This is a genomic window from Pedobacter frigidisoli, from assembly GCF_004331675.1.
In the GTDB taxonomy this organism is placed as follows: domain Bacteria; phylum Bacteroidota; class Bacteroidia; order Sphingobacteriales; family Sphingobacteriaceae; genus Pedobacter; species Pedobacter frigidisoli.
Map to the genome: position 1 here is coordinate 133,583 of NZ_SJSN01000010.1, position 18,234 is coordinate 151,816.

General features: G+C 40.8%; 20 protein-coding genes. 13 read left to right on the top strand and 7 right to left on the bottom strand.

Going from position 1 to position 18,234, the window contains the following annotated elements; all coding sequences use genetic code 11:
* The first annotated feature begins 146 nt into the window (after positions 1-146).
* The 10 genes from EZ449_RS13950 to EZ449_RS13990 all read left to right on the top strand — a co-directional run bounded on the left by EZ449_RS13950 (position 147) and on the right by EZ449_RS13990 (position 10,527).
* Positions 147-2,009, top strand: coding sequence for a type VI secretion system Vgr family protein (locus EZ449_RS13950; protein WP_131559813.1), 1,863 nt, complete (start codon positions 147-149; stop codon positions 2,007-2,009).
* A gap of 29 nt (positions 2,010-2,038) precedes the next feature.
* Positions 2,039-2,188, top strand: a complete 150-nt coding sequence (locus EZ449_RS22690; RefSeq protein ID WP_165499762.1) for a hypothetical protein — start codon at positions 2,039-2,041, stop codon at positions 2,186-2,188.
* Between the two features lies 1 nt (position 2,189).
* Positions 2,190-3,110: a hypothetical protein gene (locus EZ449_RS13955; RefSeq protein WP_131559815.1), complete on the top strand. Its 921-nt coding sequence runs from the start codon at positions 2,190-2,192 to the stop codon at positions 3,108-3,110.
* 1 nt (position 3,111) lies between these two features.
* Entirely contained in the window at positions 3,112-4,044 is a 933-nt protein-coding gene (locus EZ449_RS13960; RefSeq protein WP_131559817.1) for a hypothetical protein, read from the top strand.
* Positions 4,044-4,985: a hypothetical protein gene (locus EZ449_RS13965; protein ID WP_131559819.1), complete on the top strand. Its 942-nt coding sequence runs from the start codon at positions 4,044-4,046 to the stop codon at positions 4,983-4,985. The genes EZ449_RS13960 and EZ449_RS13965 overlap by 1 nt, the downstream gene beginning before the upstream one ends.
* Before the next feature lie 4 nt (positions 4,986-4,989).
* Positions 4,990-5,469 carry a DUF4280 domain-containing protein gene (locus EZ449_RS13970; protein WP_131559821.1) on the top strand — a complete coding sequence of 160 codons (480 nt, stop codon included), beginning with the start codon at positions 4,990-4,992 and terminating at the stop codon, positions 5,467-5,469.
* Positions 5,470-5,472: 3 nt separating this feature from the next.
* On the top strand, positions 5,473-8,247 hold the full coding sequence (locus tag EZ449_RS13975) for an OmpA family protein (protein ID WP_131559823.1): 2,775 nt from the start codon (positions 5,473-5,475) through the stop codon (positions 8,245-8,247).
* Positions 8,248-8,250: 3 nt separating this feature from the next.
* A complete protein-coding gene (locus tag EZ449_RS13980; protein WP_131559825.1) occupies positions 8,251-8,859 on the top strand; it encodes a hypothetical protein in 609 nt (202 codons plus the stop codon).
* A 100-nt stretch (positions 8,860-8,959) separates the two neighbouring features.
* On the top strand, positions 8,960-9,733 hold the full coding sequence (locus EZ449_RS13985; RefSeq protein ID WP_131559827.1) for a hypothetical protein: 774 nt from the start codon (positions 8,960-8,962) through the stop codon (positions 9,731-9,733).
* A gap of 218 nt (positions 9,734-9,951) precedes the next feature.
* A complete protein-coding gene (locus tag EZ449_RS13990; protein ID WP_131559829.1) occupies positions 9,952-10,527 on the top strand; it encodes a hypothetical protein in 576 nt (191 codons plus the stop codon).
* A gap of 35 nt (positions 10,528-10,562) precedes the next feature.
* Here EZ449_RS13990 and EZ449_RS13995 read toward each other — a convergent pair whose 3' ends face one another.
* From EZ449_RS13995 to EZ449_RS14005, 3 genes are all read right to left on the bottom strand, one after another.
* On the bottom strand, positions 10,563-11,084 hold the full coding sequence (locus EZ449_RS13995) for a hypothetical protein (protein ID WP_131559831.1): 522 nt from the start codon (positions 11,082-11,084) through the stop codon (positions 10,563-10,565).
* 61 nt (positions 11,085-11,145) lie between these two features.
* Entirely contained in the window at positions 11,146-11,340 is a 195-nt protein-coding gene (locus tag EZ449_RS14000) for a hypothetical protein (protein WP_131559834.1), read from the bottom strand.
* A gap of 815 nt (positions 11,341-12,155) precedes the next feature.
* Positions 12,156-12,767 (bottom strand): GIN domain-containing protein, encoded by a 612-nt coding sequence (locus EZ449_RS14005; protein WP_131559837.1) that lies wholly within the window; start codon positions 12,765-12,767, stop codon positions 12,156-12,158.
* Between the two features lie 405 nt (positions 12,768-13,172).
* On the opposite strand from EZ449_RS14005, the gene EZ449_RS14010 reads away from it, so the two are divergent.
* Positions 13,173-13,379 carry a hypothetical protein gene (locus EZ449_RS14010; RefSeq protein ID WP_165499763.1) on the top strand — a complete coding sequence of 69 codons (207 nt, stop codon included), beginning with the start codon at positions 13,173-13,175 and terminating at the stop codon, positions 13,377-13,379.
* Entirely contained in the window at positions 13,363-13,548 is a 186-nt protein-coding gene (locus tag EZ449_RS23510) for an RNA polymerase sigma factor (protein WP_131559841.1), read from the top strand. Before EZ449_RS14010 ends, EZ449_RS23510 begins: the two co-directional genes overlap by 17 nt.
* 280 nt (positions 13,549-13,828) lie before the next feature.
* Here EZ449_RS23510 and EZ449_RS14020 read toward each other — a convergent pair whose 3' ends face one another.
* From EZ449_RS14020 to EZ449_RS14035, 4 genes are all read right to left on the bottom strand, one after another.
* Positions 13,829-15,112, bottom strand: a complete 1,284-nt coding sequence (locus tag EZ449_RS14020) for a type II toxin-antitoxin system HipA family toxin (RefSeq protein ID WP_131559843.1) — start codon at positions 15,110-15,112, stop codon at positions 13,829-13,831.
* Positions 15,112-15,462, bottom strand: coding sequence for a helix-turn-helix domain-containing protein (locus tag EZ449_RS14025; RefSeq protein ID WP_131559845.1), 351 nt, complete (start codon positions 15,460-15,462; stop codon positions 15,112-15,114). The genes EZ449_RS14020 and EZ449_RS14025 overlap by 1 nt, the downstream gene beginning before the upstream one ends.
* A gap of 337 nt (positions 15,463-15,799) precedes the next feature.
* Positions 15,800-16,207 (bottom strand): RidA family protein, encoded by a 408-nt coding sequence (locus tag EZ449_RS14030; protein ID WP_205943003.1) that lies wholly within the window; start codon positions 16,205-16,207, stop codon positions 15,800-15,802.
* Between the two features lie 156 nt (positions 16,208-16,363).
* The gene (locus EZ449_RS14035; protein ID WP_131559847.1) at positions 16,364-17,062 is read right to left on the bottom strand and encodes a peroxiredoxin-like family protein; all 699 of its coding nucleotides are present in this window, start codon (positions 17,060-17,062) and stop codon (positions 16,364-16,366) included.
* A gap of 155 nt (positions 17,063-17,217) precedes the next feature.
* Between EZ449_RS14035 and EZ449_RS14040 the strand changes: the two genes are divergently transcribed.
* Positions 17,218-18,171, top strand: coding sequence for a carbon-nitrogen hydrolase family protein (locus tag EZ449_RS14040; protein WP_131559849.1), 954 nt, complete (start codon positions 17,218-17,220; stop codon positions 18,169-18,171).
* Positions 18,172-18,234: the final 63 nt, after the last annotated feature.

Sequence of the window (18,234 nt, forward strand, 5' to 3'; positions counted from 1 at the left end):
TTCTGATTACGCAAGATTTCCAGGACGCTCCATGATCACTTACTTAACCTTTACTAAGGAGAATTGGTTTAATGTCCTCTTTAATATTCCTGCGGATTGAATGTTTTTATTAATGGCAATTGCTATGATCAAGACTCAAAACCAATATGGAAAAAAAACTGATAGCAGAAATCAATATAGAGGATAAAGAGATTACGCATTTCGCCTCTTTTAGTCTTCACCAGGCCTTTAACGACCACCATTATTTTGAGCTGCGTTTCAATCATGATCAGATGGGCGCGCCCGGATTAATCAGTTTGGATGACAGCAGAGATTTTGTTGGCAAAACCTTTACGGCGTCTTTTGGTCATTCAGCTGAGGGCATGCAGAACTTCATTGGTCTGGTATCAAAAGTTGAACTCTCACAAAGCCATGGATACCATGGTATACTTATTGTTAGTGGCTATAGCCCCACAATATTAATTGACCGCGGCCCTGATTTGGGCTCCTATTTAGATAAAGAACTTAACGAAATTGTTAAGCTGGCCACTAAAGATACTCCGGCAAATGATTTGAAAGTTGTAGCCAACGCTTCAAGAACAACGCCAATTGATTATATCATCCAATACCGAGAAAGTGACTTTGGATTTCTCAACCGCTTATCGGCTGAATATCATGAATGGTTTTTCTATGATGGCAAACAGCTTAATTTTGGAAAACCAGAAGGGCAAAAGGAGATTGCGCTCTTTTATGGCAGGGATGTTCAGGAAATGCAATATGCTATGGAAATAGCGCCTATCAAAAACAAGAGATTTTCTTATAACCCTAAAAACAATGAAATGCTCGTTAGTGAGAGCACCGGAAAAGTTGAGGGAACACCTGACCTTACGCACGCCATCAAGGCTTCTAACCTTACCTACAGCAAAACCTTTAACCAGCCTGCTTTAATCCGGGTAGACAGTGGGGAAGATATAAAAAATCTTGTCGAGAATGAGGAGAAGGCAAATACCAGTGAATTGTTAAAGGTAACGGCAAAGGGCGACAATGCTGGGCTTAGTATTGGTAGTATCGCTGAGATTACCATGAGCCTTAGAAAGGAACTTTCCTTTACAGCCGAAAGTTTAGGCAAATTTCTAATCACAGACATCAGGCATTACATTGATGAAAATGGAAAATACCATAACACCTTTGAAGGGAAGATTTCTTCAACAGAACGTTTATTGGTAAGGAAACCGGATAAACCTCAGCCTGACATGCAGTTGGCAGATGTTATTGATAACAACGATCCTCAAGGGCAGGGCAGGATTAAAGTCCAGTTCAAATGGGAATGTATGACCAACGATGTGACAGAATGGTTGCGGGTCGTGAGTCCGAGTGCAGGGAACGGAGAGCGGGGAACTAACCGAGGATATTTCGCCGTACCGGAAATTGATGATCAGGTAATGGTTGCTTTTGAAGAAGGAAATGTTGCACGGCCGGTGGTTATCGGGAGTGTTTTTCACAGTTCTAGCGTGGATAGTAGCCCTCTAATTAAAAATAATCTCAAAAGTATTATTACCAGGAGCGGCCATTTGGTAGAGTTTGATGACGACCCTACCACACAGGGGATAAAAATTACCGATATGCATAACAACATCATTCATATCGATACTAAAGGAAACAATATTACCATTACTGCCCTTGAAAATATGCGACTTAACTGCAAGAACATGCAGATTAACGTGGAAGAGAATATGGATATCCAGGTTGGAAAAGATCAGAGTTCAAGTATTGGCAATAGCCAAAGTACCTCTGTAAGTAAAGACATTGCAATAACTGCGGGAAATAATTATTCGTTAAGTGCAACGGGCGATATTCAGGAAAATTCTGACAACCGAAAAGAAACGGTATCAAAAGACTTCATGCGGCAGTCAGAATCTTCCAACGAACTCGCTAGCGCCATAACTATGTTCAGCCAGTCGGAAAATATGACCCTGCAAAGTGGTAAGACCGTGGAGGTAAACAGTGCTGAAAAATCCAAGATGTTTTAAGTATGGCTATTCAGAAAACGAGCACAAACATGCGGATACGCGTCCGATCGGCCTATGAACTGGCTGTAGATGGAAGTATGCAAAAAGTGGCTAATAAGATCAATGTGGAGGCAAGGCGCGATAACCTCACCTTAGCCAGTAACAAAAAAGTCGTAGGGCAAGGCGGAAAATCGAGTTAATATGGCAAATGTAAAATTCGGAAACTACAGTCCAACTGAAGAACCCAAAGATTCTACGCAATATGTTTACTACACCCGGGAAGGTGAATATCTTGGCGGAATAGCAGGTAGTGCAAAAATTTTTACAACAACTAAGGAACAGTACGATCAGGCTGTAGCAGCTAAAGACTTTGAAGCCGTAAATGATGAGACGCAGTTGCTGAAGTATGATGAAAAGCCAATTACCCATTCAGACTTACGTTATATCGCCTACGTAGTTAGTCATGAATCTGGCGATGAGGATATAAAGGAATTAAGGTGTGTAGCTTTTGCAAGCTATAATCGTTCAGTGACCACGAAGAAAACCTGGAGGGCCTTGCTGGCATCTGGCTACTCCTCTGTGCCAAATAAAATCGAGCTACCAGATAGTAATGGAAATAAGTCTAAATTGGCCAGATACGCTGTAATTGACGTTCTGCGTGGGATTGAGGATTTGACCAATGGCGCGGAGTTTTGGGATGGTACAGACTTTCTTGCCTGGGGCAATTCTGAACAAAATCCTTACAACAAACTTGGGCAGAATAAATTTGATGAATATAATTTCATCGAAATACCAAAAGATATATACGATGACTTTGTGGCGGCCCAAGGCTCAACCACAACAACTTATGGCGATTCAGGCAATCACGATTTGAAAAAGGATGCCGGAACCCATGAACACATAAAAGTGAAAGATAAGAAGGGAAACGAGAAAGCGAAGATTCGTTATGCAATCCCGGCAGCCGATTTTACCGATCAGCAGTACTGGACGAGTGGTAGTTTCTACTATGAAACGGGGGCACAAAAAACAAATGGAATTTCGGCAACCATCACGGCCGGGAAAAGTATTTTCTGGAAAATTACACCAACACGTTTAACAGCAGCTGCACCTGCCACACCTTAAAATGATCAGAATCCTAAATATAACAACCATAAGCCTGCTTTTCGTTTCTAGCTGGGCCATGCAGATGAACAAAGATTCTGCTGTGGCCATCAACGGCACTTTATTAACCAAAACGGTAAAATCAACATCGTCTGCAGGGAGCGAAACCAGCACAAGCAAGATTCTGTATACATCATCCGCATCCGGAGATCAGTATTTCGCTTACACTTTTGCAAACGGGGCCATCTCCGATGCCATTGGCTACCGTTTGGCCAATACCCCAGCCGGTCTTAGTTTTATATCTGAGCGGTTATTTTCGGGCCAGCATGAAGCGGATAGCATACACATTGCTTTTGATGATGCGCAATGTGTTGTTCGGATCGGAAAAACTGACCAATACATGCTCTTTCCAGCCAGCTATAGCCAATTTAAACAAGAGGTAAATGTCAGGCACAAAGTCCTGAGTTTGGCAGGTTTGCTGGAAGATAATATCGGTGATTACCCAATAGAAGATTTGCTTCAGCTCATCATGGTTTCTTCAAAGGAAAAAACGAACTTCAAAACCAGGCAGGCACAGGTCAACACTTTAAGAAGCCAGTCCGATGATACCAGGGATAACTGGAGCTGTAGATATGCATATGATAAAGCTGGAAAAATGCTTTCCGTAAGAGCGTTCAATAAAGAAGAGGTGCGTTTTTCTAAAACCTTAACCTATAACCCAAAAAATTTAGTTCTTAAATCACACAGAAATATAGAAGACCGGCAGATTACCGAGCGGACAATGGTTATAGATTCACAGAAACCAGGAAAACTCAGGTGGACTGACAAAGTGATTGAAACGGGAAAAAATCTGGAGACTACGCTTGCGACAGAAATCTCAAAAAGAGAAACCAATTTCGTTCAAAAAGCCAGAATGTCTCAAATGGAGGTATTAAATTTATTTAAGACGAAATAATGGGTGCTATCGACTCTTCTACAAAACATAGGCCGCAGCAGGCGCTCCGGTTGAAGTGGCTTCCGGGAACGTCGCTACAGTACGGTGTGCGTATAGATTTTGGTTTGGAGGGAAGTGGTAATGAGGTAAAGTATCAAGTGCTTGTCACCCGTTTGAAACCTTCAACAGATAATGAGCAGCTCTTTCAAATAGAACGCATCGGTGATGTTTACGTAAATGAAATTATTCCTGACCTCATCGCAGATCGGTTGAGTTATGAAGCGGGAAAAGTTTTTTACCCCTTGGTCATTTCAGTGAACAATAATGGAGGTTTCGAATCGGTTTTTAATCATAGCGAAATTTTGAGCAGGTGGAAAAAAGTTAAGGCAGGCATACAACAAAATTTCGATGGCGATCTTGCAGAGGAGTACATGACAAACATGGAAAAGCTTTTGCTTATGCCTGTAACGATTACCAATGCCTTTGCCAGAAACGATTGGTTCATCAACACCTTTTTTAAACCGATTTACAAGGTTTATGAGGCGGATAAACTGGAAGCGATAAACTTTCCGATATTAAATGATCTCAACATTGAGGGCTATGATGTGAACGAAACAATAACTGAAGATGAATACAGCTTCGGATCAATTGAAATGAAACAACAAGGTGCTATCGCGGTGGATAACGTTGATCGACAAAAAGGATTATCCGGCACTTATGAAGGTCGGTACTTTTTGCATCCATTAACGAGGCACGTTGTTGGCATAGTGTCAGATTTCGCTGTTCAGCACTATTTAAGCAACCAGGTTAAGGTTAGAGTTTTTGTAATCCCCGAAAATGGTAAAAGTTTTGACCAGGATTTTGCTTCGGAGGCGCTGGAAAGTGAGACTACGACAGGGGAAGCCATTATACTCGATGGCCCCCGGGAAAAAAGCTTTTGGGAGCGTTTATTTAACAATTAATACTATGGCAGAAAAACATATCGTAGTACAGGGAGCGCAATGCATGTGCAAATTTGGATCTGCACCAGATAAACTAAAGGTTTTAACGCATAAGAAAGAATATGCAAATGATCAGGCAGCAAGTTCAAAACCAATAGTTACCACTGTTGATATTGGTGCTACTTTCGAAAAAAATACGTTCGGATCCTGTTCTAAAATGAACAACAGGCCCTGTAATGCTGTGGCTTCCAAGTGGTCGGGTTTTTACGAAAAAACTGTGCTGTCTAACGACGGAAAGATATTGCTGGAAGACAGTAAGGCAACCTGTCCAATCGGTGGACCTGATTGTATAGAAATTATTCACCACGGCCAAAAGTCCGAACCATCTAAACAGAATGTTGCAAATGCCAATAAAGATGTACAGGCGCAGCTTAATCCAATGTCAGATGCGCTCATGGCCACAGCAACAAACTTTGAAGGAACTGAGGTTGGTGTAAAATTATAATTTATGGCTAAGGGAATCAAAAAAATAGTCTGGACCGGCGAGGGTATAGTTTATAAAAAGGGCTCCATTCCCAATAAACTGCTGGTAACCTCGCCCGAAAAATTGGTCTGGTTCAAAGTGGGGGAATGGTTTGAGGGTACAAAGGAACAGGAAAAATCAAAGGATGTGAAATGGGCCATATTTAACAATAAGGGATACATAGACCATCAGAAAACAATTCCCGGCAACTATAAATACGGGTATAGAATTACAAGAGCACTTTGTGGCCCTTACACCTATTACATTGAAGCTTCCCTAACTGGAACGTTTGATGGTAAATCAGGGATACAGATGAGGGGCGAAACGCCTGCCCAAATCACCGATAGTTGCTGGTCTATAAATGAAGGCGGTGCTGATGTTAGAAAAACCTATCAGTTCTCTTACGGTGAAATCATTTGGTTGAAGCTTTTAACTGAAGGCCTGAACGGATACAAGAACGTTGAGGTGCGTGTATATAGAAAACTCCGTTCGGCGTTTGGCTTGCTGCCTGCAGACGATGAGGTAACCAGAAAAATATATCGTGTAGAGGTTATCCGTGGAGAGATCAACCTCAAAATTCCCAATACTTACTCGTGGCGTCAAAGCATGAAAGATGTATCTGGTGTAGAGGAATTTTATGTAAGGGTTGTGCATCCCATAACCGGAAAGTACATTGAAGATAACAAAAAGGACACTGCACATGCCCGTTTTTTGAGAATTAAAGACAAGACCGTATCGCAGGTTGTGGAGATGCCGCAGAACCGCACTCCGGTGACGATTTATGAGCCAGATAAGAACTCCGTGAGATTTGAGCTTTGTAAGTTTGAGCAGATAAACATTGTTGACGAAGGGAAAACCAATCTCGTTTTTGATAATGGAGCTGGAGTTAAGAATCTTCAGGACAGGAAGGAAAAAGTTGTTGAACCCATAGTTTTCAATTTTAACAGTACACAACTATCATCTGAAAGCCTGAGAAAGCTAAACAATATCCTCCAGTTTCTTTTGGAACACCGATACAGCATAATTCATCTAGATGGTTTTGCCTGTGTTATCGGAAAACAGAATTATAATAATTTGCTCTCAGAGAACAGAGCAAAAACGGTGAGGGAATTCTTTATCAAGGGCAAACTCGATCCTTTGCGAATGAAGGCTGCTGGTCATGGTGAGGTAAATCCAACCGATGACAAAATGGGTCGTGATAATGTTAAATACAGGGACGAGGAAAATTATAAAAGTAATCGAAGGGTTGATATCTCATTTGATTATTATGGCCACAATGCGGAGACCATTATTTACCAGACGATCGGTGGCCCTACAGCCAGAAATATCAAAATTGAACCAGTAAAATTTGAGACGAAGGCCTGTTTTGAACGTCCGCAGCATACAAAGAAAATCACACTAGACAATATCTATCTTAAAAGTGAGGATGTTGGCACGATAACGATACCTGCGATATCAACAATGAGCAAGGAACATCCCATGCCGTTGCACTACATTTGGCCAATGAACAATTTAACAGAGTTAGGGACATTCAGCTCTGCGAATGATTATACAATTCATTTTCATACCTGCAGATATTATTCTGTTAGAAACAAGCCAACAGTACTGGTAAAAGTTTACCCCGATGTAAAATGGAACCTGGACTTCATGTTAAACCTGACAAATGACCTAAGTGTTAAATGGCAGAATCTGTCACCAAAAGAACATAAGGAATTTCAGAGCAAAGCAGGTAAAGAGGGCGCAGAACGCCGGTGGAAACAAAAAGATGCGACCTTTAACTTCGGTTTGAAAGCGCAGTGGGACAAATCAGGAGAAGTTTACGGGCAGCAGGAAGAACTCAAAGCGGAATATGAGGGAAAGTTTAAAAAGCTTTACAACATTTTTTCTTCGTTTAACTCCTTGGCTGATGGGGTGACAGGTGCAACGAAAGGCGTGGTCAAAAAAAGTCTTTCAGGAGTGCCTGCCTCGTTTGTAGTAAAGCCACCTAATCTTTCCTTAACAGCAGAGTGGTTTCTCAAGAAAGTCAAAAATAGCCGTAACGTTCTTGAAGTAGGTACGGATGTTAAGATAACCCTAAACGCTAATCCTCTAATTGGACTTGAGGTTACCATCGACTTACTTGGTGCAATTATTGCCGGTGTAACCGGCGTAATCAGTGGTGGCAGTGCGGCCCCGGGTGTACTCAAGCTGTATAACCAGATCCAGGATAAGTTAAAGAAAGGAATCAATGTAGGAACCGACGAAGTAGGATTTAAATCCAGCGTTAACATTTATATGGATTTGATTATTACCAGTCAGATTGCAGTTAACTCAACCTTTAAATTCAATACCGTTGGAAAACCGTCAGACTCCAGATTGGAAGTATGTGCAGATGCCAGACTCAAAATTGAGCTGAAAGTGGGCGTTAAAGTTAAAGGCGAGGTTTCTTTGGTTATTGTGAAAGCTTTTGCATATTTCGAAGCGTCTGCATCCGGCGACGCATCAATCACATTCGGACACAAGATTGTATATGACGAAAAAGGATTATATTATAGGCCTATACTCGGATTTGATGGACTAAATGCAAAGTATGTCGTATCGATTTCGGTGGGCCTCGCTAAGAAGATTGTTATTGATAAAACAAAAATAAACGATGCAAAAGAAGATAAAGTCGTAATTGCACAAGGCGATTACCCCCAGGTCATACCGAAATTTGATGTTATTGAACATTTAGAAAAACTATTTGAAACCAGCGCCAATATCCCATTAATTAAAAATTAGAACATGAAACTTTTCTTATCAATCGTGATAGGTATGACTATCCTATCTTGTAAGTCACAAACAAAAACAGACCTGCTTTCCTTAAAACCCGACTCAGACATTTCGGCAATTGCGGCGCAAGATAAAGAGCTAAAGAAGGATATGGATCCTAACCTCGGCCTGGCATCCCTCACAACAAAGAAATTAGATGGTTATGCAATCGGAGATGTAAAACTCAGCACTTATGACTATCCCAACGGAAACGTTTCGGATTACAGTAGCCTTTCGATATTTGTAAACTCGAAAGAGACAACTAATTACCTCGGATTTAATTACAGTTCTGTTAATCAGGATGAAACGAAGGCGATTATTGCTTATCTAAAGAAAACTTTCCATACCTATCAGCAAAGCGATACCAAAGGAAGCGGAGAATCTTTTTTTTGGGATGTTCCAAAACTCAATGCTTGGATCTTTACCTACCAGGCCATCTCAACAGACAAAAATAGCAAAAACTTTTTCAGTACAAATTTCATTTTTGTAAAAAAAGGAACAAGAATGGAGAACAGTTCCGACGCAAAAGTAATGACGATAAAGGATTATTATAAGATGATGTATCCGGAGGTTATTAAGTAAAAACTGGATTTTAATACGTGACTGCACTCATTTGACGGAGCTTAAATTACTTAAATTCAATGCAAAAGGGATTACCTAGACAACCTCATTTTATATTAAGATGAAACAACCATATTATCAGCTGGATTTCAGCGCCCTGTTATGTAAATTCCAGATAAAGGTGAACGACATCGAAATTTTGTCACTAAATCTCGATGGCCAAGCCTCGACGGATATCCCCATTAATGCCGCGATATTCGGTAGTGGGAAGCAGGAAATCGAGGTGAAGGGCTACCCTTTAGAAGGAACGACTGTCCTTAACCGCGAGGCCTATATCCGCTATAAAATTGTAGAACAGGATGTGGAAAATGATCAGTTTTCAGTTGTTAATAGTTCCGAGAAATTTCAAACGCCACTGGCTAAGCAAGGCGAGCCATTTATCATTCACAAAACCACATTCAACGCCGAGGTTCCTTACCAGGTAGAAAATTGGGGAAGCCTTCAGAAACTTACCAACCTGAAATCAGACCTTTATCTACCCCTACAAAATACGTATAGGCACCTTATCGATAACTCAAGAAGATCCAATTACGAGGTTTTATTCTCGGCAATAAAGACTATTGAGACCCGAAATGCAAAAACGATGTATCTTGGACAAGACGACCTGCAGGCCCGGGTTAAGGCTATATCAGACGACCTTAATAATGGATTTGATGTTATGGATCTGGAAAATAAATGTAATGTCGAGTATGCCGGCGATGGCAAACTCGTCCGCCTGGTAAGAAGTGACGGAAATTCTGCACTGGCTTTTTCAAACTCGAAAACAAATGAACAATTGATACTGGATATCTGGTTCTGTTTGCCACATGGAAAGACAGGCTTTGCTGTATTTTAAACCATATTTCACAATTGTTCTATATGGATTCCATTGATAGGGACTTGGTCGGTTATTGTATTGGGATTTCCCATGACGATCTGATTTGATAGTCAAGGAGCCAGGTCGGATTATCATGGTTCGCAAGTGGAACGGTGGTTGCGGACAATATTTCCTTTGTAAACTTCAAACCAAAAATTGGCCAGGATTGTTGATTGTTTAATTATTTACGACATTTTATGAAAAAACTTATCTTATGCCTGCTCATTTCTTTGCAAGTAGCTGCTGCATTAGCACAAGAGGAGCAACTTATCCAAAAAGATTTTCAAACCATAATTGGTTACACCCGTAAAATGGAAATTGATAAGGTATTGGACATGACATACCCACCCTTATTTAAGGTCATGCCAAAGGTGCAAATGAGCGCAATGGCCAATGGAGCCTTAAGCGGCATGGGGATAAAGACCATTTTCGAAGAAGTGCCTATCGGGCTTACGCTTAGCCTAGTTACCAAGTTAGGTGCGGCAACAATTTGCTTGGGAAAATATAACCAAAGCATGATACTGGAATCGTCGCAAGCTGCCCTGCTCGACATGCTGGCCAAGGCCAAAATGAAAGACAACACGGTAGAGAGGGTTAACACAGACAAACTGAGAATTAAGGGTAAAAGCTATTTGTTGGCTATAAAAGACGCCAATACAGGCAACACCTGGAAATACATGAGATACGATGATGAGGATGCCGAGACGAATGCCAAGGTATTGTCAAAAGAAATATCTGTCGGCGCGACCAAGCTTAAACTTTCACTTAAATAAGTAAAATCAACCCAGTATTGTCTATAAAACGGGAATTATTTACCTACGATCATACTATTTTTAAAGACCTTGCTCCATTTTTCTACGAACAGCACGCCTAGGGCGGGTTGCTTTATAGCCACAAAATTGGAATACAAGGCCTGATTGCCCTGAATGATGTAATAGAGCTGCGACTCGGGCGTCTTGCTGTTGTTAAAATAAGGCGATTCGACACGGAACAATATCCACGGAGAGCCTGATTTGATACCTTTCTCAATTATTTTGAGCCTGGCTTTCGGCGCGTTACCGAGTGTTTGGTTATAGGTCGTGTTCATAGCCTTTTCTACAGAACCTGATGTCCTGCCCGTAATAGATAACATGGTGCCGATGATTGTCCAGTTATTAATTGATTCATTTCCAGGAATCAGTTCAACCATACGTGCGTTTCCACTTTTTTGTTCTGAACCAATTTTCCATTTGTACTCACCCGGCCAGGCAATCTTTAAGTTTTCCTGTGCATGGGTAAGCTTAGCTATACCTGTTAAAACTAAACAGATGAAGATGACTTGCTTGCTCATAATGCTGTGTTTTTATTGAGTAACATTTTTATTTGTATGCTCTTAATTTATCAAGATTAGGCTAGATATCGCCAATTAAATAATTATCAAGGGATAGAAATATAACACCATTAGGAATTTTTTGTTTTCCTGCAGACTGATTGGTAATAGCTGGGGTTGATCTTAGATCATTTTGAGTTTGCTTACTGCTGAATGACTCAATTTCAAACTTTCTGAATATGGGAATATCACCAACGACAATAACCTCATTGTTCATTTAAACCATAGTAGTCATTGGCGCATCAAGTAGAGGGCCATGCACCGGCGGGGGTCGTTGCCAGAGTTGAATGCTACTTGATCCTGGCTTCCAGGGTCAGGGATGCTGTGAACAATGCAGTTTAATATTGTCAAACCCTTGGAGCAATGACTCTAGGTATACATAAAGATATATGCGTGTATGCAAGAGGTACACCTAGGGCCAGCCATGCATTGGTTCCTATTGGGAAAATCGATTCTTGGTGAACAATGCAGGGTTGATGGCCAGTGGGCAAATTGAGGAATGCCGGTCGAGCTCAGCCATCAGGTAGTCAAGACCAATCTAATTGGGTATAAGAAGGCAGCACATGCGGTCATCCCGATCTTCAAGGAGCAGGAGTCTAGTGTGCTGATCAACAATATCCATTAACTTTTAACATTAGCGGAATACTATTCTTAGATTCAAAGCGATAGATTAGCGTACTATTGAGTTAATTGTAGGTAGCACCGCACAAGTTATGACATTCAGGAAATTAAACATTTTCTGGAGTCTAGCTGGTTCACGGAAGAGGTTCTTAGCCCAACTTATGATTTCACTGAATGATTAGATAGAAAAATGAGCGCTCTATATCAAAGGCGTTAAGGCCGTTTAGATTTGTTGTAATTCGACCTTTTGTATACCCCGCATAAGGACCGAAAGTTTTATAGCCTTTAGATTTGAGAAGTATTTGCAATTCGCCAATTGCAAATCAACGCAATATCTAAAAAATTTTTTGCTAAGCAATAACAAAAAAAAGCCACCCAATGGGCAGCTTCAACTTATCTGGTTAATACTTTTTATTTGGCTAAAACCATTGCATTTAGCTCCGCTTCCATAATGCTCTCAGAGGCATATGATTCTGATTTAAGATTGGCAAAGTCAGCTAATTTTACATTTTTCATGTTGCTTGCGATCATTGTACTTTGATCAGCAGTACCAATTAATTTTAATACCGCATCTTCCTTAACGACAGTATATAAACTGCCTGCTGTAGTTTTGATCTCAGCTGTAGCATTTTGACCCAAAAACAACTGAAGGTATTTTACATCGAAATTATTGCTGGTCACCACAACCGATTGACCATAAGCCTCGATTCTTTCCAAATCTTTTACGGTAATATTCAGGGTTACCTGACTGGTTTCTAATGAATTGATAAATAATGTTTTCCCATCTGTTGATACTGAGGTTTTTGCAGCGTCATAGTTGCTCATACCCTCTACATTTTGTTTGTCACCTTGTCTTAAGATGATTTTAACGTTACCGCTCACCCAGATCCTGTTGAATCTTGATAATGAAGAAGCTTTTGTTTCTGCTTTAACTGCCTCAGCGCCAAAAGTTGCCACCATTGATGAAGTTAATACTACTGCTGTTAATGCTGCTGCGAATATTGTTTTTGCTAAAGATTTCATATCGTTTATATTTTAGGTTTTTGCTATTGTTTGTTATTATGACGCAGCTGTCCATCAAACGTTTCAGGCAAAAATCCCGTAATATACCAGCGTCGGTAACCACTAGACCAACGCCTGTAATTTCTAGACGAACCGTTGCGAATTCTATAGCCAGACTTGCATAAATAAGTCCTATATCTAATGATTTGATGGCTGCCATATCATCGGCGGATAGTTCGAAGTCAAATAGGTTAAAATTTCCTTAATCTTTTATTTAGTGATTTTTAAATAGCACCGACCTCTCTTTGAATGAACCATCGCAAGACGACTTGGGCAATGCCCTTATTATATTTACCTGACAGTTCTGTTAAAAGTTCATGGATACAAGGGCGCCTCAAACGTCTTTAGGATATGCTGCTGAAAAATATGGAAACCCAAGGACAAGAAAATTATTATCAAGCTTATCTCTTAACTTCATTTAAAAGGCAACTAGTGTACCAATGGAAGCGGGAGAAAAAAATAGAAACAATAGCCAATTTTCCTGAAGATTTTGAATTGGATGAATCCGAAATGCTTGAAGCGGAAATCATAACCGCCCAGTTTTCTAAACTTCAAAGTGCCTCAAACTACTAACCCCTGCTCAAAGGGAAGTGGTGAATTGAGGTTTCTGCAAAAGAAATCGATGCAAGAAATTGCAGAATACAAGAATGCGAGCGTAAGAACGGTCTACAATCTGCTCCATAGGGGCATTACCCAGTTGCGCAAAGAAATTAATGAAAAAAACTTTCTTTGGCTGTGGTAAATTTCATTGGCTCTATACTCTGTATTAGAAAGAGCAGCCAAAATTATTCATTTGTATGAAATTTCATAAACGCTTTATGCCCGCTCATCGTTTGGCATCTTTACACGTTTATTCGGGGTAAATAGAAGTAGTTTAAAGATAATTTGGCCGTGCTCATTTTTTGCTTATAGAAATCTTTACTAAAAGGCCGTTCCCCTTTATTTTTTGCTTCTACTGAATTTGAATTGGTAAAATTAAAAATAATAAGATTAGAGTATTTTCCTTTTATTGGATTTAGTGATTAAATTTTGAGAAGGGTCATTCCTATTGCCTTTTTAAGGTTCACCTTTACCTGAACTTTTTTGGCGTAATCTTCCCACCGATTAACTACACTCTGTATCTCCGAAATAATTCCATCTGCTTTTCGGATGTTCATTTGTTTGGCAACCGTAATCAAATCAGCCCGCCCAATCTCATCTCTTTTTCCGTTTATACTCAGGCAATGCCTGCTCACCCAGACACTATCCGGGCGATAGGCATGGCATACATCGTATGCAGGAGATAAGCCCCATTGGCCATCTTTATCCATTAAAAATGCGAAATTCTTAGTGTGGTCATCGCAATTTCTAGCAATTACATTAAATACCATCCTTCTAAAAAGCTGTTCAGCATCTGGATATGGTAGGCCTAGAATCCGCATAGTCTGGAAAAGTTCCTCATAGCTAAATGAGTTGATGTCTTGAAAGTCACGGTGAGTCATTGCACACCAGGTCTGTACATGTATTTTACCTTTCCCCGGCATCCTATCAAAACGTCTGGTCATAAAATGGCCTCTTTCATGTTCTTCAAAAAGCATGCTTGGCATCATTTCAATGCCAGCATCTATTGCCATAAGGTAATAAGCCATTTCCACGTGACCGTAACCATAGGTTTCTCCAAACTGGCTATCATGAACACCATCAAATTTAATTAGCCAATGAAGAAAACCTTGTGGAGCATCTGCCTGCCCTGAGCGAACTTCTTTTGTTGTTTCATTATAGGCAATTAACGCTTTTGCCCTGGCGCCACCAGCAGAGGTTCCAATCTTCAAAATATCCAGTAAGGCCTTTTCTTTATCGGCAGTAAGTTCGCCACGAAAAGACTCCTTAGCGTTCAATATACTCCTTGCGATATCAATTAAGCTACTAATTTCGACTCTGGTAGATTTATCAGAGCTCCTGGGATTTACTGGTTCAAATTCAACTGCCCCCATTCCTCTATTTCCTACGAAGCTCAACATTTCGACAGGATGAAGACTGTTCATTTCTCTTCCATTTCTCACCAGCCATTCATTGATTAAGGTATTGCCGTATTTATCGGGAAGCGCATCTGCCAGTAAGCCAGGTAAACCCTTAAAAGTTGTCGTTCTTGATAGGTTGGAAAAAGCATAGATTACTTTCTCCTCCAAAGGCATCATTATTGGGGCAATGTCCAACCCCTGTCTAATAAAATTGGGATCATATTCAAAACTAGCCAACTCCAGATCGGCATCCCAGAGTACTGCACCTACTCTTTTATCCCATAAATTTACATATGCTGTAACCATTACCAATCTGATTTAGGTTTTACTTTTTCAAGCTTCGTTTTAGAGCGAACCCTCTTTATTTGTTTCTGTTCAGCCGCAGCTAGTTTTAAGGGACTTACTTGTGGTGTGATTTCCATGGTCTGCAAAAAATTTAGTTGCTTCAAGGATCTTAATACTTGTATAAAGGAAAGCATATTTACCGGTTGGCCTTTTTCAAGTTGTACCAGTGTGCTTCGGTTTATACCTGAGGCTTCTGCTATTTCTTTTTGCGTTTTCTGTTGAGCTATTCTAACAGACTTTATGTAAGCGCCAATTAGTTGAAGATAGTAGTTGTCGCTTTTAGCATATATAGATATGTCGTTCTTTTCCATCTTTAAATTTTTATTAATGCCTTAATGATGATTTATGCCAACAAATATAATGAAAAAATTGTAACTTGATTTAGGATAACGGTCTCCAATAATAAGCATATAGATGCCTAGTTGATTTAATTACGTAAATAGAGCTGAAAACACATACATTTACCCTAATTCTATTACAATTATCAAATATATTTACCCTAATTCTGTGACGGAAAAGTAATTAATTGACCCTAATTCCGATCCATAGATAAAATGCAGTCCCGATTGCCTGCTGGGCCTTGCCCAAACAGGTCGTAAAGCCGATCTCACATAACCCGGCGATTAAAAGCAGCAGCCAGCTCATGACCTATACACGTTGAGCAGCCTGATCTTCTACTGCAATAGCCTCGATTTCAATCAATGCGTCCGGCGAAAATAAAGAAGACACCTCCATTATAGTGTCAGCCGGATAAGGGGCTAAAAAATATTTCTTCCTGAGCGCAACGATCTTGTCAAAGTTTGACATGTCTGTTAGTATGATCGTAACTTTTATAACGTTTTTAAGGCTTGAGTTCCCGGCCTCTAATACTATTTTTAAATTACTGAAGTCTTTCTCCGCCTGGGCGTCAAAATCATTAAGGCCGATTAACTGGCCTGTTTCATCTACTGCCGTTTGGCCAGATATAAAGAGCAGGTGTCCTGCTTTATAGCCCTGGGAAAGATGAAACTTTTCGTAAGGATCCGGCGTAATCTTAATTGGAGTAATGATCATCATCTTTATTTAAGGATTAATAACTAACAGTGGGTGGCTTCTCTGTCGCTGAAGTAACCCATATCATACTCCCTAACAGAGGAGATGAGATGGGTAAAGCCGTTATTTGTTAAGGAAGGTTCTGTTTAATATCAAAGTACCTGCTAAATAACCAGCGTCTTAGCCCTTTGTTTTTGTTTCTGCCATCAGCGCTCCGGCAGCAGCTTTTAACAATTCAGGACTAATCCTTTGCTTAAAGTCAGGATTAATATATTCGAACTTTATCACACCCTTACTATCTAGTATAAAAACAGAGGGAACGGGCAATAGCTTATCCACGTTTTTGCCGTTAGATCCTTCAATTAGTGTTTTTCCATAATTCTTTGGCCCAACATAAGCAATCCCAAATTGTTTAGACACCGATAATTCACTGTCTGAAAGCAATGTATAGCTCAAATGTTCCTTACCCATGGTCTTAGACAAGTTTTCCGGGCTGTCAGTGCTGATTGCTATGATCTGGTAACCCATCTTCCCAAGGTCACCTTCAATAGCCTGCATTCCGGAAAGTTGTTTGCTACAGAAAGGGCACCATCCGCCACGATAAAAAACAACAATTGTAGGCTTACTTGCCATGGATTCATTCAAATTAAATGATTTTCCAGTTGCATCCGGCAGAATTACAGAAGGGATTGTTTCACCGATCAACAGCGGGCTGATATCGGCCGGGTTTGCCGGAACTCCGGGAACGGTTGCAGATACTTCCATCATTTTATTTTGATTAGGGCTCACGGCTGTCTGAGCTGCTGCGCCTGTTGTCAGGCCTACAGCTGCAAGAGCAATCGTCATAGTTTGGAAAAAACCGGGTTTTAAATTTCTCATTTTGAATCTGATGATATTATGTTTTGTGTTGGTCGCAAAAAAGCGGAACGCCTTACATTAATTTCTATATTTTTTTAGCACCTCTACCGCAACTTAAATGATACCTTTTTTCTAACCGATTCATGATCGCTATCTTAGCATAATATCATCTTGAAATGAATACTACCCTTACCATTGGAATGGCGCAAATCGCGCCTGTTTTCTTAAACCGGGAGGCAACTACCGAAAAAATGCTCGGCTATATCGCAGAAGCCGCCAGTCAGCATTGCGACCTTGTGGTTTTTGGAGAAGCATTGCTTCCCGGGTATCCATTTTGGGTAGAGTTAACAGGAGGTGCGATCTTTAATTCACCAGTGCAAAAGGAGCTATATGCTTATTATGCCTACCAGGCAGTATCGGTGAGCTCAGGCGACCTGGACGTGTTCTGCAGGATGGCAAAAGAAAGAAAAATCATGATCGTCTTTGGCTTTATTGAAAGGACGCCCGACACGGGCAATCATACCCTGCACTGCTCCCTGGTAAATATCGGCACCAATGGAGAAATTCAGTATATCCACCGTAAACTGATGCCTACATATGAAGAAAGACTAGTTTGGGCAGGCGGAGATGGCCACGGCCTTCAGGTGAGCAAATTTGGAACCTTCACAATTGGCGCCTTAAATTGCTGGGAGAACTGGATGCCATTGGTTCGTTCTGCTCTTTATGCCCAGGGCGAGGACTTGCACGTGGCGCTTTGGCCGGGCAATGTGCGAAATACCTCTGAAATTACCCGGTTTATTGCCCTTGAATCCAGGTCTTTTGTCGTATCTGTTGGCGGGTTGCTAGAGCAAAAAGACATCAGTAGTTCCCTTCCCTATGCGGACCGGATGATCTCTGGAAGCAGTGAATGGCTGGCCGATGGTGGTTCTTGTATTGCAGGTCCTGACGGCACCTGGATTGTTGCACCTGTAGCAAAGACAGAAGGACTCATCATCGCAACCATCGATCATCACCGCGTAATGGAAGAGCGGCAGAACTTTGATCCTTCGGGGCATTATTCCCGGCCAGATGTCCTGCAGCTCTCAGTCAATAGAAAGCGCATAACTTCGGCCACGTTCAAGGAGGAATAATCGCTTTTATTCCCTTTCTATAGTTATTATTTTAGATCTGTAAGGATTGCTGGCTTTTCCGAC

Coding starts and splice junctions, on each gene's coding strand:
- EZ449_RS13950 (WP_131559813.1), top strand. CDS start 147: ATGGAAAAAAAACTGATAGCAGAAATCAATATAGAGGATAAAGAGATT.
- EZ449_RS22690 (WP_165499762.1), top strand. CDS start 2,039: ATGCGGATACGCGTCCGATCGGCCTATGAACTGGCTGTAGATGGAAGT.
- EZ449_RS13955 (WP_131559815.1), top strand. CDS start 2,190: ATGGCAAATGTAAAATTCGGAAACTACAGTCCAACTGAAGAACCCAAA.
- EZ449_RS13960 (WP_131559817.1), top strand. CDS start 3,112: ATGATCAGAATCCTAAATATAACAACCATAAGCCTGCTTTTCGTTTCT.
- EZ449_RS13965 (WP_131559819.1), top strand. CDS start 4,044: ATGGGTGCTATCGACTCTTCTACAAAACATAGGCCGCAGCAGGCGCTC.
- EZ449_RS13970 (WP_131559821.1), top strand. CDS start 4,990: ATGGCAGAAAAACATATCGTAGTACAGGGAGCGCAATGCATGTGCAAA.
- EZ449_RS13975 (WP_131559823.1), top strand. CDS start 5,473: ATGGCTAAGGGAATCAAAAAAATAGTCTGGACCGGCGAGGGTATAGTT.
- EZ449_RS13980 (WP_131559825.1), top strand. CDS start 8,251: ATGAAACTTTTCTTATCAATCGTGATAGGTATGACTATCCTATCTTGT.
- EZ449_RS13985 (WP_131559827.1), top strand. CDS start 8,960: ATGAAACAACCATATTATCAGCTGGATTTCAGCGCCCTGTTATGTAAA.
- EZ449_RS13990 (WP_131559829.1), top strand. CDS start 9,952: ATGAAAAAACTTATCTTATGCCTGCTCATTTCTTTGCAAGTAGCTGCT.
- EZ449_RS13995 (WP_131559831.1), bottom strand. CDS start 11,084: ATGAGCAAGCAAGTCATCTTCATCTGTTTAGTTTTAACAGGTATAGCT.
- EZ449_RS14000 (WP_131559834.1), bottom strand. CDS start 11,340: ATGAACAATGAGGTTATTGTCGTTGGTGATATTCCCATATTCAGAAAG.
- EZ449_RS14005 (WP_131559837.1), bottom strand. CDS start 12,767: ATGAAATCTTTAGCAAAAACAATATTCGCAGCAGCATTAACAGCAGTA.
- EZ449_RS14010 (WP_165499763.1), top strand. CDS start 13,173: ATGGAAACCCAAGGACAAGAAAATTATTATCAAGCTTATCTCTTAACT.
- EZ449_RS14020 (WP_131559843.1), bottom strand. CDS start 15,112: ATGGTTACAGCATATGTAAATTTATGGGATAAAAGAGTAGGTGCAGTA.
- EZ449_RS14025 (WP_131559845.1), bottom strand. CDS start 15,462: ATGGAAAAGAACGACATATCTATATATGCTAAAAGCGACAACTACTAT.
- EZ449_RS14030 (WP_205943003.1), bottom strand. CDS start 16,207: ATGATGATCATTACTCCAATTAAGATTACGCCGGATCCTTACGAAAAG.
- EZ449_RS14035 (WP_131559847.1), bottom strand. CDS start 17,062: ATGAGAAATTTAAAACCCGGTTTTTTCCAAACTATGACGATTGCTCTT.
- EZ449_RS14040 (WP_131559849.1), top strand. CDS start 17,218: ATGAATACTACCCTTACCATTGGAATGGCGCAAATCGCGCCTGTTTTC.